Source organism: Bacillus sp. ISL-77 (assembly GCF_018613105.1).
Window position 1 is genome coordinate 14,427 of the sequence record NZ_JAGGQY010000046.1, and the last position, 16,076, is coordinate 30,502.

Below are 16,076 nucleotides of genomic sequence, written 5' to 3' on the forward strand. Positions count from 1 at the left end.
ATACCCTCAAAATGAAAAAACGCTATGCTTATCGTAAGAAGTTTACGAGAAAGGATGGCGTTTTTGATGAATCCTATCATTTCAAATGAACTGAATCTTTTCGCACAAGAACTACAATACTTTTTATCTCCAGTAGTTCTACAAGATATCGCCAAACAAGTTGGCTTTGTACAGCGATCTAGTAAGTATCAAGCAAACGAACTCATTGCCCTTTGTGTATGGCTCAGTCAAGAAATCGCTAGCACATCACTTACAAAATTGTGCAGTCAGTTAGAAGCTTCCACTGGGGTACTAATGAGCTCAGAAGGACTGAATCAACGCTTTAATCCAGCAGCTGTCGCATTTCTTCGAGAAGTCTTTGCTTCTCTTCTCACACAAAAACTCTGTTCAAATCAATCGCTTTCTGCACACATGATCTCTACTTTCAATCGTATCCGTATTTTAGATGCGACAGTGTTTCAACTGCCTGATCATTTCGCCACTGACTATCAAGGTTCAGGTGGAAGTAGTAATACGGCAGGCGTGAAAATCCAATTGGAATATGATTTACTTAGTGGTCAATTTCTTAACGTGCAGCTTGGACCAGGAAAGAATAATGATAAAACATACGGTACCATCTGCCTTGAAACCGTAGAGGCGGGCGATTTGTGTTTGCGTGATCTTGGTTACTTCGATTTAGGAGACTTACAAGCCATTCATGATAAAGAGGCTTACTATATCTCGCGGTTGAAGCTGAATACACGCATTTATATCAAGAACCCTGAGCCAGAATACTTCAACAATGGCACGTTAAAAAAGCAAACAGAATACATCCAGCTTGATATGACACAAATGATGTCTGGTCTAACACCTGGTGAAACGATGGAAATCCCTGAGGCATACATTGGCCAAAATCAGAAGCTTCCAGCACGTGTCATTATCCATCGTTTAACCGATGATCAAACGCAAACACGCCTGAAAAACCAAGCGATACGTGAAAAGAAGAAAGGCATTGTCATGAAGGATAAAAGTAAACGTTTAATGGGCATGAATGTATATATCACGAACACGTCGCTAGAAGAAGTACTGACGAATTACGTGCATTCATTGTATTCACTTCGTTGGCAGATTGAGATTTTGTTTAAAACGTGGAAGTCATTCTTTGAAATTGATGAATGTAAAAATATTAAAAGAGAACGCCTAGAGTGCCATTTATATGGACAACTCATTGGCATTCTCCTCTGTTCTTCTACGATGTTTCAAATGCGACATCTTCTGCTTGAAAAGAAAAAGCAGGAGCTGAGTGAATACAAAGCGATTTATATGATTAAAGATTACTTTCCGTTACTGTTTCAAGCGATAGCAGTTGGCACAGAAGAACTTTTGAAAATTCTGCATCGCCTTTTTCAGCTGCTAAAAAAGAACGGTCGTAAATGTCATCGGTATAAGAAGATGACCGTCTTTGATATTCTAGGGGTTGTATATGAAACGACGGTGAAGCATAGACAAGCTGCCTAGCGAAAAAATCGCGTTTTAATAGGTTTTTTTGGCATGCCTACTTTTCCATCACTCGCTAGTTTTGAAACAAGGATCATTTCGTAACTAGTAATTTACTTTGTTAGCTTGATGGGCATGGGGTAGCGTCAGGAAAATGCGGATTTACAACGATTAGATTTTGATACAAGTCTTATGAGACATCACGGAGCCTAATTTAGAGGTGATTTGATTTTGTATCAATAGGTTCTACTCTATTGAGATTGTGAAGGTTTCTACATAAAGTAACGGGGCAGGTTAGTGAAATAAAGAAGGGTTTAGTTTTTGCTAAGCCTTTTCTTTTGCTGTACGCGCATATCAAATAGCAATAAAAAACATAGAAAATGCAAATATAATAAATTTGATGTAGTTACTTAAAAAACGAAAATCAATATATATATGGAATCGATTGCATTAGGGGCTTTGCTCAAGTAAACTTATTTTAAGAATGAACAATGTAATTGATAAGGTGGTTTAATTAGCAAATGGCTACAATTTCAGATGTTGCAAAGTTATCGGGACAATCGAAAACGACTGTGTCCAGGGTTATAAATAATCATCCATATGTTTCCGAGGAGAAGAGGGAATTGGTCTTAAAGGCAATGGAAGAGCTGGGCTATACACCGAACCCAACCGCAAGGAGACTAAGAGGCCAGCTAACTACAACTATAGGGGTCATTGTTCCAAGAATCGTGAATCCTTTCTTTTCCTATCTCGTGAATTCTATCGAAAATGCAGCCTACCAAAAGGGATATCAGGTATTAATAGCCCAAAGTAATGAGGACAAAGAAAAGGAACTGGCCTTTTTAAATCTGTTAAAAAACAAGCAGGTAGATGGGATCATAATGACCTCAATTGAAAATGATTGGGAAATTATAGAACCATATACTAAGTATGGTTCCATCTTGCTGTGCAATGATTACGTCAATCAGGAAGTGGCCCCGATGATCCGCCTGGACCAAACAAGAGGGGCTTATTTAGGAATAAAACACTTGGTTGAAAAGGGCCATCAAAAGATCGCTTATTGTACGGGTGGATTATTCGATGCACAGGGGAGAGGGAGAGACCGAAATCTTGGCTTCCAAAAAGCAATGCAGGAAGCAAATATAAAGATTAATCCAAGATGGATCTTTGTGGACCAACATACGATAGAAGATGGGAAAAAAGTCTTGAAGCAAATTCTTGAGATGGTTGACCGTCCAACGGCCATATTTACAGGAAGTGATGAGGTAGCTGCTGGAATCATCATTGAAGCGAAGGAGCATAGTCTATCCATCCCTCAAGATCTTGCTGTTGTTGGTTTTGACGACCAACCAATTGCAGAAATTTTGGATCCGAAACTTACGACTATCCGTCAGCCTATGGATCAGATGGGGGAAAAGTCGGTTGAAGTCATGATTGAGTTGTTAGAAAATCCCCTAATGCAGATAAAAACTTATGAGCTGCCGATTGATTTAATTGTCCGCCAATCGACGTAAGCGTAGTTCCATGATTAAAAGTGAAATGTGGTATCGATTTCGCTTTTTTTGTGTTGGTAAGAAGCATTGTTGGAAAGAGATTGTTTGGTAATAGCGAACAAGAAAGCGTTGACAGGTTAAAGAACTGAAAATATAATAAAAATAGAATCGGTTCCTAAAATTTCTTTGTGAATTTATGGAATCGATACCATGTGGTTTTTTATTAATACTACGCATTTAAACTATTAATACAGCGTTTTATTTTTTTGCTAAGTATGGAATCGATACCACATGAAAAAGTAGAGGAACTCATCTACAACAGGAGGGCAACATGGAGAAAAAATCGTGGCAAAAAGAAGTAATTTATCAAATTTATCCAAAGAGTTTTTATGACTCCAATAATGACGGAATAGGGGATATAAAAGGAATAACCCAAAAATTAGATTATCTCCTGTCACTCGGGATTACAATGATATGGATATGTCCAATTTATCAATCTCCGATGGCTGATAATGGATATGATATTTCAGATTATTATCAATTAAATCCTGAATTCGGGGATCTGAATGATCTGGAAGAATTAATTGATAGGGCAAAAGAAAAAGGGATTAAGATAGTCCTTGATTTGGTCATCAATCATACGTCCGATGAACATCCATGGTTCCAAGACTTATTGGAGAACCCAAAGAACAGTAAATATAGGGATTATTACATTTTGAAGCCAGGAAAGAATGGGCAGCCCCCTACAAATTGGCGTTCTGTTTTTGGTGGAAGTGTATGGGAGCCCTTGAAAGGTACAGAAGAGTATTATTTTCATTCTTTCCATGTGAAACAACCTGACTTAAATTGGGAAAACAAGGAGGTTCGGGAAGAATTATATAAAATGGTCAATTACTGGCTGGAAAAAGGTATTGCTGGATTTAGAGTCGATGCTATTACATTTATTAAAAAAGATCAAAGCTATGATAACATCCCTTCTGATGGAGTAGACGGGCTAGGCAAATGTACAAAGAAAACGCGGAATCGCCCCGGAATTGAAGTTTTCTTACATGAGTTAAATAAAGAAACCTTCTCTAAATATAATTGTGTAACGATTGGTGAAGCCCCAGGCGTTCCTTATGAACAATACGGTGATTATATTGGGGACAATGGATATTTTTCCATGATTTTTGATTTTAAATACGCAGACCTTGATGTTGCTTCTGGAAGTGAGTGGTTTAAGAGGATTGACTGGAATGTCTTGGATTTAAAGAAATTAATCTTTACTAGTCAAAATGAAATCCAAAAAGTCGGCTGGGGAGCCAATTTTTTAGAGAATCATGACCAGAATCGTTCCATAAGCAAGTATATAAAAGAAGAAGCGAATCGAAATTTCTATTCAGCGACCATGTTGGGTGCTATGTATTTCAATTTGAGAGGGACACCTTTTATCTACCAAGGCCAGGAAATTGGCATGACAAATTTTAAACGAAAAAGCATTGAGGAATTTGACGATATTTCAAGTATTGATCAGTACTATCGTTCAATGGACGAAGGCTTTAGTGCAGAAGAAGCATTGCACTTTATTAACCTGCGAAGCCGTGATAATTCTAGAACACCATTCCATTGGAGTGCACAGGAATATGGCGGATTTTCAAAAGTCAAACCATGGTTGGGAATGAATGAAAATTACAAAACGATTAATGTGGAACAACAAGAACAAGATCCAAATTCCATTCTGAATTTTTATAAAAAAATGATTCAAGTTAGACAATCAAAAGAATCTCTTATTTATGGAAAGATTAAACCTATATTAGAAGAACATCCAACCATTATTGCATATAAACGAAATTTTAATGCGGAAGAAGTTGTTTGTTATTTCAACTTTTCACCTGAACCTGAGAAAGTTGAATTGGAACCTTATCAATACGATGTCCTCCTTAATAATTATAAAGAAGAAGACGCAACGATAACGGAGCAAGAATATACATTAAAGCCATATCAGGCACTAGTACTCTTAAAGAAGGAAGTGAACTAGCATGGGTGAAAATAAATATGAACGTATAGGAAATGAAATAGTTAAGGTTATCGGTATGGATAATATTGAATCGTATACTCATTGTGCCACAAGATTGCGCATTTCCGTTAAAGATCGTGAAATGATTAATGATGAAGCGATCGAGAGAATCGATGAAGTCAAGGGTGTTTTTTATAATGCTGGTCAATACCAGATCATTTTGGGTACGGGAACGGTAAATAAAGTCTATGCCGCACTAAAAGGGAATCAACCTGATCAGATGGTTGAGCAACCCAATAAGGAAGCCTCTTCTTCCCATAAGGAAAAGGGAATAAGAAGGGCTGTCCGGACATTAGCTGATATTTTTATCCCTATTATCCCAATTATTGCAGCAACAGGCTTATTTCTTGGTCTAAAAGGTGTATTGTTCAGTGACGCCTTTTTAGGTCTAATTGACATGAGCTCAAAAGATATTCCTGGAAATCTAAAGACTCTTACATCTGTTCTCACGGATACTGCATTTGCCTTTTTACCAGCTTTAATTTGCTGGTCTGCATTTAGGAATTTTGGTGGTATGCCTATAATCGGTTTTGTCCTTGGATTAATGCTCGTTTCTCCTGCCCTTCCAAATGCTTATGCGGTAGCAGATGTCAATAGTGGAGTAGAACCATTAATGGCTTTTGGTTTTATTCCGGTTGTGGGTTATCAAGGTAAAGTATTGACAGCACTTGTGGTTGGTATTCTTGGTGCAAAACTTGAGAAAAAGCTACGAGCCATCATGCCGAATGCATTAGATTTAATTTTTACTCCTTTCTTTGTTTTATTAACGATGATGATTACTGGTTTACTCATCATCGGTCCTTTGTTGCATTTTGTGGAATCAGGATTAGTAACGGTTATTACTAAACTTATTAGTGCTCCTCTTGGTATTGGGGGACTGTTAATTGGTTTCCTATATCCGTTAGCAGTAATGACGGGAATGCATCATTTGTTTATTGCAATTGAAACAACATTGCTTGCCAACACTGGGTTTAATCCACTTATTACTCTATGTGCGATGTATGGATTTGCCAATGCAGGGGTTTGTTTAGGGATTACCTTAAAAGCAAAAAAGAAAACGGTCAAGGTAACAGGGATGAGTGCAACTCTAACCCAATTACTTGGTGTTAGTGAACCAGCCTTGTTTGGTGTCGTTATGAGATATAGTATGAAACCACTTTATGTGATGATTGCTTGTTCAGCGGTGGGGGGTGCGATTCTTTCGTTCTTGAATATTAAAGCAAATTCATATGGTTTGGCTGTCGTTCTTTCTCCTTTAATGTACATTTATGAGTGGAACCAGCTTGCTGTGTACGTTGTAGTTTCAATATTGATTTTTGTAGCTGCCTTTATTATTACTTACCTTTTTGCGGTACCAAAAGCAGTTATGGAAAATGACCAAGATCAGAGTAAAAGTAGAGCTAGTTGATTGGTGCTATTTAGATGAATTTATTCGGTTAATACGAGTTGCACTTTAGCAGCTCGTATTTTTCATAAAAATTAGTTTCGGAGGAAAAGTAGCTATGGCATGGACAATAGAAGAACGTTATCGAACGTATGACAGTATGACCGAAGGAGAACGAAAAAAGCTTGAAGCTTCAGTATCGGACAGTATATGGCGGCAAAAATATCACATTCAACCGAAATATGGACTGTTAAATGATCCTAATGGATTTGTATGGTATAACGGACGATATAATTTGTTTTATCAATGGTTTCCTTTTGGAGCTGTTCATGGGATGAAGCATTGGTTCCAGACAGAATCCATTGACCTGATAAACTGGGACAATAAAGGGGTGGCGTTAAAACCCGAATATGAATATGAAAGTCACGGTATATATTCTGGAAGTGGGTTTGTGCATAATCAACTTCTTTATTTGTTCTACACTGCAAATAAACGAGATGAACAATGGAATCGTCACGCCTCTCAATGCTTAGCAATCATGAATGTAACAGGAAGAATTGTCAAACAGCCTGAACCAATTATTAAAAGGCAGCCAGAAGGATACACTGACCATTTTAGAGATCCAAAGGTTTGGATGGCGGATGATAAGTTTTTTATGATTGTTGGGGCACAACGAAAAAATTTGACGGGTTGTGCACTCCTTTACCAATCGAGTGATTTAAAACAGTGGACTTGGATTGGAGAGGTCAAAACAAAAGAAAGAGATTTTGGCTTTATGTGGGAATGTCCTGACTACTTTGAGTTACAAAATCAGGGAGTTCTTTTATTTAGTCCTCAGGGGCTCGAGCCTAAAGGTGACGCTTATCAAAATATATATCAAACAGGATTTTTTATTGGTAATCCTTTAGATACCGCAAATGGTACTTTTGAACATGGTGATTTTCAAGAATTGGACGCTGGGTTTGATTTCTATGCTCCTCAAACAACCTTATCCCCGGACGGAAGACGTATTCTTGTTGGCTGGATGGGATTACCCGAAATTGAGTATCCTACTGATTCCGAAGGATGGGCCCATTGTTTAACCCTACCAAGAGAGTTATCGATTAAAGAGGGGAAGATTATTCAAAAACCAGTAGTTGAACTTGATTTGCTTCGTGAAGGGAAAATAGAAGCTAATAAAATATTGAATAATGAATCTATGACTTTCGAAGGCTTTGAGGGGGATATTTACGAACTATTAGCAGAATTCTCCTCAAGTACAGCTGAGGAATTTGGTATTGAGATCCGTGTTGGGGAAAATGAAAAAACAGTCATTAAATATCACTCTGTTGAGAAAAAAATTATTTTCGACCGTACCCACTCCGGGAAGGCCTTTGGTGAGGAGTTTGGTTCGATTAGGAAATGTAGTATGGAATCTAAAACCATATCGTTCCGAGTCTTTGTTGACGTTTCTTCAGTCGAAATATTTGTAAATAATGGGGAGAAGGTTTTCACTGGGAGGATTTTTCCTAGCAAAGAAAGTAGAGGAATGCGCTTTTTTTCCCTTGGAGGTCAAACAAATGTGCAAGCGGTAAAATGGGAACTTGGAACACCAGTCCTCCTCCCCACAAACAGGCTGACCTGTAGCTAAGTTGACCAATCTGTTATTGGGGAAGAAAGCATTATACCTATTTTTGCTCTGTCCATCTCTCTATGGAAGAGAAAGTCATTGTAAAAGAATAGTGGTACTTTATATCCCCGGCATCTGGCTTGCTGGGGTTATTTGTAAAAAACGGTATTATCAAAAGATAACACAACCACTAGTGAAATAGTCCTGTTTTTTAATCTTCTTCACAAATATTCAACAGTTTTGTTTATTTTGTTCAATAAGCAACAAATAGTGTTCATTTAACGATTGAAAGAAGCTTATTTCTTTTAATATCATATACATATGTTGATTAATCAATTGGTGATGATTTTTTAATCTTCATCCTATATAGCCAAAATCCAGTAACTAAAGGAGGAATATACAAAGTTAATGAGTTAGATAGATATGGAATTCACACTTTGGATTGGGAGGATACCCTGCATAGACAAAATTTTGATACGAACCACGATTGGATTTTAGGTTTCTTATTATGGAGAAAATAAGCGTGAAAAGTTGATATGCTAAACGGAAACAAATCAGCTTGATTCGTATCCGCCAAGGTCATTATTGCGGCTTAAGGTAACGAACCCGTTCGTTTGTTCCCGTCCAAGTTCACTTTGCAGTTAATCTATTACATCCTGGACAGCATTCTACTCGTTTAACTTTTCTAACTTTGAACTAGATTCGGAAGGAGAAAATAATGAAAAAGCTACTTAACGTATTGATTTTGTCACTTACATTGCTCGTTTCTTTAAACGTGTATACAGGTAAGCCAATGGCAGCAGAAACGAACGAAACTTCCCTAACGATCACTCGAAGCGGTTCGCAGGATTCCTACAAAGGACCGGCTGAATACTTTACCGGGAATGTAACGGTTGAGCCTTTATTTTCTGAAAACGATTCTGCACCTTATTCAGGAGCATATGTTACGTTCCAGCCAGGAGCACGAACCGCATGGCATACCCATCCGACAGGGCAGAGATTGGTTATTACAGAAGGCGTTGGCTGGGTACAGGTATGGGGTGGCCCGATTCAGGAAGTCAAGGAAGGCGATGTAATATGGTTTCCGCCTGGAGTCAAACATTGGCATGGAGCCTCACCAACAAACACTATGACACATTTGGCTCTTACAGGAGTGCTAGATGGCAAAAATGCAGAATGGTTAGAAAAGGTTACTGACGAACAATACGGTATTGATAATGAAAAGCAGAAAGATCAAAAACAAAAAAATGAAAAACAAAAAGATGAAACACAAGACTTAGATGCCAAACAACAAAAAATAGTGACCATTGCAGCATTTACCGCAAATGGTGATTTGGCACAATTAGAAGATGAACTGAACGCAGGTTTGGATGCCGGTTTAACAGTCAATGAGATCAAGGAAGTTCTCGTACAGATGTATGCTTATGCGGGATTCCCACGCAGCCTTAATGGTATCAACACGTTAATGGCTGCCCTAGAAGACCGGGAATCGAAAGGTATCAAGGATAATATTGGTAAGGAAGCAAGTCCGTTACCTGCCGACAAAAGCAGCATCGAACTTGGAACCGAAATTCAGACACGCTTAGCTGGAACACCGGTTACAGGGCCGACCTATACATTCGCCCCTGTCATCGATCAGTTTCTGAAAGGACACTTGTTCGGAGACATCTTCGGGCGCGACATCCTGAATTTCCAGACTAGGGAACTAGCAACCATTGCGGCCCTGGCTAATATGGAAGGTGTTAATTCCCAACTGCAAGCGCATTTTAACATCGGGTTTAATACGGGATTGACCGAGGGCCAGATGAGAGGCTTGATATCCGTTCTTGAAGCAGAAGTTGGCAAGAAAGAAGCCAAAAATGCCAATGAGATTTTAGAAAAGGTTTTAAGCAGTAGAGCAAAATAAGGCTATTAGGTTGAATTAGTCACTTCAATAGAGATCCCCATTTTCATTAGAAGTTTGACAGTTCTTTGCAGGGTATCCTCCCAATCCAGAGTATTACTTAATATGTTTAAAGTAAACTTCGAATCCTAGAAAATATCAGAGATACCAGTCTCATATTCGCGGAGAGGTCAGTTATTTATTCATGTTCGATAGAGGTAGGAGAAAAACAAGATGATAAAAGTGTTTTCCTTATCCAGGGTCCTTGTCTTAGTGATGGCCTTCATCCTGGCTGCTTGCGGAGCTATTGACAATAATAAAAATAATGAAAATATTACCGAAGGAGATGTTACTGTGAGAAATCAAGAACTTGTGAAAATAAAACTGACTTTTAATAACGAGGAAGTAATTGTGAACATGTATGAAAATCCTACTAGCAAGGATTTTTTAACTTTGCTCCCATTAACATTAACATTAGAAGATTATGCAGCAACCGAAAAAATAAGTTATCTAGATAGAAAATTATCTACAAAAGATGCACCATCAGGCACTAATGGTTCAGTTGGAGATTTCACTTATTACTCCCCATGGGGAAATTTAGCGATCTTTTATAAAGATTTTGGACATGCAAATGGACTTATTTCAATAGGGAAAATTGAGTCTGGAGTAGAAAAGCTAAAAAGTATTAATGGTAAATTTACCGTTACAATCGAAAAAATGGAGTAAACTCGCAAATACAGGTACAAAAAAGGTGGTATCAATTTGAGAAGTGTAATAATTCTTGGCGCGAATTATTACTTAACGAGACCGACGTTCAGTTAACGCTTTATCTACGTAACTCAAGGAGAATAAGAGTGGTTGATTCAAATCGGGAACGTGTAATTGAAGGTGATGTCAACGATCTGGAAAAGTTGAAAAAAGCTATGGCTGGATATGATGTTGTTTATGCTAACTTAACAGGTTCCGACTTGGAGCGGCAAGCCAAAAGTATTGTGGAGGCTATGGGGCAACAGGTGTTAAACGATTGATTTTTGTCAGTGCTGCTGGTATCTATGATGAAATACCAGGGAAGTTCGGCGAATGGAATAAACGTACCCTGGGTAGCATCCTTGATCCCTATCGAAAGTCGGCTAAAATTATTGAAGCCTCAGGCATCGACTATACGATTTTGAGACCCGTATGGCTAGCGAACAAAGATGAGATTGATTATGAGACCACTCAGAGAGACGAACCTTTTAAAGGAACAGAAGTATCACGGAAGAGTGTTGCGGACTTGGTGCTTAAATTGGTTGTTTCTCCAGAATTAGAAGTTGGCCGCAGCTTGGGAGTGAACAAACCAAATACGGATGGGGATAAGCCTGCGTTTTATTAATAATAACTAACAGGTATACAAGCCGTCACAACTTGGTCACAGATTAGATGTTTTTATATTTAATTAAATAAAATTAAATGATATATGACTTTATAAAAAGTGCATTAAATCAATACTTTACGGCATTATATAAAACTAAATGGAATCAAAAAAGATACCTTCCCTTTAACTTCAAAACTGTTGTGTAGTGTGTTTCATCGCCGCTGTTTGATTCTTAGGCTAGCCGCTATCTTAAGGGGTTTTGAGAACTTTCAAGAATAAGGGGATTGTTTAGACACTGTTGATGTGTTACGAAAGGAAAAACTAAAAGATATAAGGTATATTAAAACTAGTGGATTAGACATTAATACTAGTGTTTAGATTAGAAAAAAACTAGTGACATTTCTTAATAAAACTAATTTGAAGTGGATTTGGTGAGGATTAAACTGTTTTAGGTGGTCAGGAAGATAATCAAAAAAAGGACGTCCAGTCTTCAAAACTGCTTGAGACCTGCGTGCCAGGTCTGGTGGGTTCGATTCCCACGCAGTCCCGCCAAAATAACATTTTCAATCATTTACATAACTTCTCACTCCACAGTCTTTTTCTCATTTTGAACGAAACTGTATGGACACCGTGAAATTAAGAATGTGTTATGTTCCAGGCCTTCAAATAATGATATTTGGAGGTTTTTTATGTTTGAGAAACAAATCAAAAAGGGTAGAAGAAAGTACTTTTGAGAACGGTAAGTGAAAACTAGAGACAATTTATTGTCACTTATTATAAATTGTCGTTTTTATAATCTTTATGTTTCAGAGAAGTTGCGATTGTCTTAATGTGTATGGAGAAACTCTTGTGTTTATACCAGGTAATTCGTCAATTTCTCTTAAACTAGTTCACCAAGTTTCTGCTTCAACTTTCCGTCCGTAATAAGAAAGGAAATAATACACTTGAAGATAGATAATTAATGAAAAAAGAGAAAACACCGCTATACAATACGCGATGTTTTCAGAAAGGATATTTCTTGCTGGAATGTGTTTAATAACTGCATTTTACATATTGGATCTGCGAATCTAGTCTGTTATTGTTTTGACTGTAGCGCCAACCATTGGAGAAGAGTTACATCTTTGCCGTTTACTTTTACGGGAGAACCATCGTAATCTAGTACACATTCGTCTTTGAGCATGTAAATCCAGGTACCATGGCCGAAGAATTCAAAGGGGGTGCCTTCCGAATCCTTAAAAATGCCTGAGATATCTACAACCTTATCGAAGTATGATAAGTGAACATTGGGTGCACCGGCATTGAGAAGACGCTCGTATGTTGGAATTACTGTAGTCTCAGGATTAACAATTGTATCATTTTTTGCATGTGTGAACCAGATTGGAGTATTCTTGATACCTTCAATATTTTGATCCGTGATCACCTTGTCATAGAGGGCTTCGCAAACAGGATATGCTGCTGCGAAGAAGCCTGGGTAATCGATTATCATACGCATCGTCATGAAGCCGCCGTTGGAACAGCCACCGATGTAGATACGATTTGTATCTATGTCTGAATGACATTCGACAAACTCATCAATGAGCGCTTTCAATGCCGTCACGTACTTTGATTGACCGCTCTCAGTATACAATCCGTAGCCATCGTCCATCCACATGGTGGGGACTTGTGGAGCAAGGACATAAGCACCGCCAAATATACTCTGTACTTTTTTGCTAGACAGGTTTACAACATTGTTTCCGGTATAAGCGATTTCCGTTTCATTTCCGCCTTCGCCTCCACCATGCAGCCAAATGATCAAAGGACGTTTTCCTCTGCCCATATTTGGTGAATAATAGCCGAAACGCAGACGCATCTCTGCATATGATGACTGGCTGTTTACCCAACCTTTGACTTGCTCCATTTTGCCGCCGCTGAAATGATCATAGACAAGCCCTGAAATAGAAACATTATCGGTTTGTATTTCTTTCACCTGTGTTATACGAAAATCGCAGAACACATATACATTATGTCCCTGTTCTAGAAACGCAGTTTCTGAGTTTAAACGGTCGATTGCCTCACATTCAAGTTCCAGTGTGGCGTGACTGCCGATTTCGGTTTTGTTCCCTTCACCGTCTGATGTATACGCTTTTGTAACACGACAATATCCTTTTGAAGGATGAATCTCTTTCGAATTCCAATCCTTTCTGAGTTGAACCACTTCGCCGGTTTTTTTGCTTCGTCTCTCGACATAAACGTTAAAAGTATCATCCGACAATATCTCTGATTTAACAGATTCGGACAGCGGAAGAATGATTTTCGTTATGTACGGGCCATAGTCAGTTACTTCGGTCACAGTCATGTAAGAAGGATTCATTTTTATATCTCCTTTTGTAAAATCACTTAAATATATTGAACATGATGCCTATTATGGAAGGTTTAGTTTCCTTTGCTAAACTTGTTTATAAAATATTTAGAAAATTCTTAATATATATTATCGTATCACTTATAAAAAGTGGATGTCAACGCTTTATATACTAAACAAAACTAAAATAGGTAAAAAAATTTAGGGAAAATGTAAACTAAGCAATGTTATAAAACCATCGATTAATGAATGGAAAAGTTTGCTTGTGAAAATGGAAGATATCACAAGATTCGCAGGAGTTTCCAAATCATTTTGTGCTACACAATGAAATATAACGTATCAGCACCCCAAATTTGTAGAGTTAACTTTAGAGGATAATCCTGCAATAATATACTATAAGCCATTTAATTCTAAGATGTATAATTCCATGAGAATACCTTGAAAGGAGTTCTCCTATGAATATTACATCTTTTTTAATCTACTGTTTTATTGTTACTTTTACATCAGGACCTACTAATATCGTCATATTATCGACAGTGCATAGTTTTGGTGCAAAAAAGACAATGGAGAATATACGTATGGAGCAACGATTGCTTTTGGTATATTACTTGTTATTTCTGCTATGTTGAATAATGTCCTTATAGAGATAGTACCTAAAATTTTAATTGTTATGCAGATCATCGGAAGCTTATATATGTTCTATCTCGCTTATCAAATTTGCAAAAGGGATTCATCAAAACCAGCTGTAAACGAAACTGGTACCTTTAGGTCAGGCTTCCTAATGCAGTTTTTAAATCCAAAGGTGGTATTATGGATGGCAATATTTTTAGCCTATTCTGCAGTGATGATATGGATGTAGATAAAGGGGTGAATGAGATGGACAAATTTATCTATAAAAAATCAGCAGGTATTACTGCGTTGTCAGCAAGTATTACTAATTTTACGTATAAAAAGCATTCTCACCTGGAGTATGCAATAGGGGTAACATTGCGTGGTATTCAACAATATAACCTGGATGGCAATTTACAATTATCTTATCAAAATGGTGTTATGCTTTTAGAGGTTATGGAGAAAAAGGATATAGTACGTTTTTCAACACCTATTGTCTATGATTATAAACTTGAACAAAGAATATTAAGTCTTTCTAATGCCATATTAAGCGAAAAAGATGAGGCTTTGTGCAGTGAATTACTCGTATCCCTCACAGACAGCCTTATGCAAACAAATCTTTCTACAGACTATAAGAAAGATAACGCTCTAATTAGAAAAGCAAAGGATATAATTCATAGTAACCTAGAAAACGTGCTTAAACTTGACGAGATGTGTAAAGAGCTTAATTTATCTAAGTTCCAGTTTATAAGATTATTTAATGTTCATACTGGAATTTCACCATACCAATACATTCTTAACTGCAAGATAGAACGTGCAAAGCAGTTAATAGAAAAAATGGAGATATTTATTCAGCAGTAGCTGAATATGGTTTTGTTGATTTATCTCATTTAAATAAACACTTTAAAAGCGTATATGGAACAACCGCATTTGAATATATGTCACATCTAAATTGAGAAGAAGCTTTTGTTTAGTCATTGAAATATAAGGAGGGATAGCCTATGAAAAAATCCAATACAATTTTCTTTGAAAGAAAATTTCCAAGTGCAAATATGATCCTTATCAAGGATCAGCTCCCGATCCTTATTGATACTGGTTTTGGGAGTGATGCGAAAGTAACAGAGCAATTAATTAAAGAAGCCGGCGTTTCACCAGAAGAATTACACCTTATTGTGAACAGCACTACCATAGTGACCATGTAGGAGGCAATTTTCATCTTCAAAAAATTATGGTGTACCGATTGCTGCTCATAAATGGGACGCCGATTTAATAAATTCTTGTGACCCTGAAGCCTGTAGTTCAGAATGGTTAAATCAGCCTGTAGAACCTTATCGAGTCAATCTAAAGTTGTCAGATAACGATGAGATTAATATAGAAGAAATTAAAATACTTAATTTTAAGACCTTCTTTTTGATCAATGTTTTTTTCTAATACTACAATTTTGCAACAAAAACCCATGGTGTAAAAGTAACGTATCTAGTCCCTCTATAGATTAATATGCAATTGTTTATTTTTGTTTGTTTTTTCCTGTCATTCCTTTATTTTCTAACCTATAAAGAAACTTAAACGGAAGATTATGATTTTACACCGATAAAAATACAGCCAACTCCGATGAAAATCCAGACTATTTTGGCCAATGAAATATTCCCCGTCAATCCCAGAACACCGATTGTAGTAGTTAAGATGAGAATAATAGGGCCAACGAGTGCTAGAGAACTATTAACTAAAAGGGCCTTTTCAACTGAATTAAACTTAATCATGAGTATAGCCGCAAGTATTTCAATACTTCCTGAAAGTACTCTTAATAAGGCCATTCCCAAAACGGCTATTTCAATAAAAATAAACATATTCTCCTCCTATAGTAATACTGTTCAT

General features: G+C 37.3%; 10 protein-coding genes and 3 pseudogenes. 11 read left to right on the plus strand and 2 right to left on the minus strand.

Annotation, left to right across the window (positions count from 1 at the left end; genetic code table 11):
* Positions 1-66: 66 nt before the first annotated feature.
* The 8 genes and pseudogenes from J7E77_RS18675 to J7E77_RS18710 all read left to right on the plus strand — a co-directional run bounded on the left by J7E77_RS18675 (position 67) and on the right by J7E77_RS18710 (position 11,272).
* The gene (locus J7E77_RS18675; protein WP_214716348.1) at positions 67-1,497 is read left to right on the plus strand and encodes an IS4 family transposase; all 1,431 of its coding nucleotides are present in this window, start codon (positions 67-69) and stop codon (positions 1,495-1,497) included.
* A 500-nt stretch (positions 1,498-1,997) separates the two neighbouring features.
* Positions 1,998-2,990, plus strand: coding sequence for a LacI family DNA-binding transcriptional regulator (locus tag J7E77_RS18680; protein WP_214716350.1), 993 nt, complete (start codon positions 1,998-2,000; stop codon positions 2,988-2,990).
* A 310-nt stretch (positions 2,991-3,300) separates the two neighbouring features.
* The gene (locus tag J7E77_RS18685; RefSeq protein ID WP_214716352.1) at positions 3,301-4,986 is read left to right on the plus strand and encodes a glycoside hydrolase family 13 protein; all 1,686 of its coding nucleotides are present in this window, start codon (positions 3,301-3,303) and stop codon (positions 4,984-4,986) included.
* A 1-nt stretch (position 4,987) separates the two neighbouring features.
* Complete coding sequence (locus J7E77_RS18690) at positions 4,988-6,433, plus strand: PTS transporter subunit EIIC (protein ID WP_214716354.1); 1,446 nt, start codon at positions 4,988-4,990, stop codon at positions 6,431-6,433.
* A gap of 94 nt (positions 6,434-6,527) precedes the next feature.
* A complete protein-coding gene (locus tag J7E77_RS18695) occupies positions 6,528-8,039 on the plus strand; it encodes a glycoside hydrolase family 32 protein (RefSeq protein ID WP_214716355.1) in 1,512 nt (503 codons plus the stop codon).
* Positions 8,040-8,736: 697 nt separating this feature from the next.
* A complete protein-coding gene (locus J7E77_RS31455; protein ID WP_308160698.1) occupies positions 8,737-9,924 on the plus strand; it encodes a (R)-mandelonitrile lyase in 1,188 nt (395 codons plus the stop codon).
* Between the two features lie 210 nt (positions 9,925-10,134).
* Positions 10,135-10,626 carry a cyclophilin-like fold protein gene (locus J7E77_RS18705; protein ID WP_251028113.1) on the plus strand — a complete coding sequence of 164 codons (492 nt, stop codon included), beginning with the start codon at positions 10,135-10,137 and terminating at the stop codon, positions 10,624-10,626.
* 8 nt (positions 10,627-10,634) lie between these two features.
* A pseudogene (locus tag J7E77_RS18710) lies at positions 10,635-11,272 on the plus strand (SDR family oxidoreductase).
* A gap of 1,057 nt (positions 11,273-12,329) precedes the next feature.
* On the opposite strand, the gene J7E77_RS18715 reads toward J7E77_RS18710, so the two are convergent.
* Positions 12,330-13,604 carry a prolyl oligopeptidase family serine peptidase gene (locus J7E77_RS18715; RefSeq protein WP_214716357.1) on the minus strand — a complete coding sequence of 425 codons (1,275 nt, stop codon included), beginning with the start codon at positions 13,602-13,604 and terminating at the stop codon, positions 12,330-12,332.
* Positions 13,605-14,047: 443 nt separating this feature from the next.
* Between J7E77_RS18715 and J7E77_RS31460 the strand changes: the two are divergent.
* The 3 genes and pseudogenes from J7E77_RS31460 to J7E77_RS30730 form a co-directional block, all read left to right on the plus strand.
* Positions 14,048-14,406: pseudogene (locus tag J7E77_RS31460) on the plus strand (LysE family translocator); the annotation flags it as partial.
* Between the two features lie 62 nt (positions 14,407-14,468).
* Positions 14,469-15,157: pseudogene (locus J7E77_RS18725) on the plus strand (AraC family transcriptional regulator).
* A 45-nt stretch (positions 15,158-15,202) separates the two neighbouring features.
* Complete coding sequence (locus tag J7E77_RS30730) at positions 15,203-15,403, plus strand: MBL fold metallo-hydrolase (RefSeq protein ID WP_251026645.1); 201 nt, start codon at positions 15,203-15,205, stop codon at positions 15,401-15,403.
* A gap of 372 nt (positions 15,404-15,775) precedes the next feature.
* Here the strand turns inward: J7E77_RS30730 and J7E77_RS18735 are convergent, their stop codons facing one another.
* On the minus strand, positions 15,776-16,048 hold the full coding sequence (locus J7E77_RS18735; protein ID WP_214716359.1) for a YqhV family protein: 273 nt from the start codon (positions 16,046-16,048) through the stop codon (positions 15,776-15,778).
* Positions 16,049-16,076 lie beyond the last annotated feature (28 nt).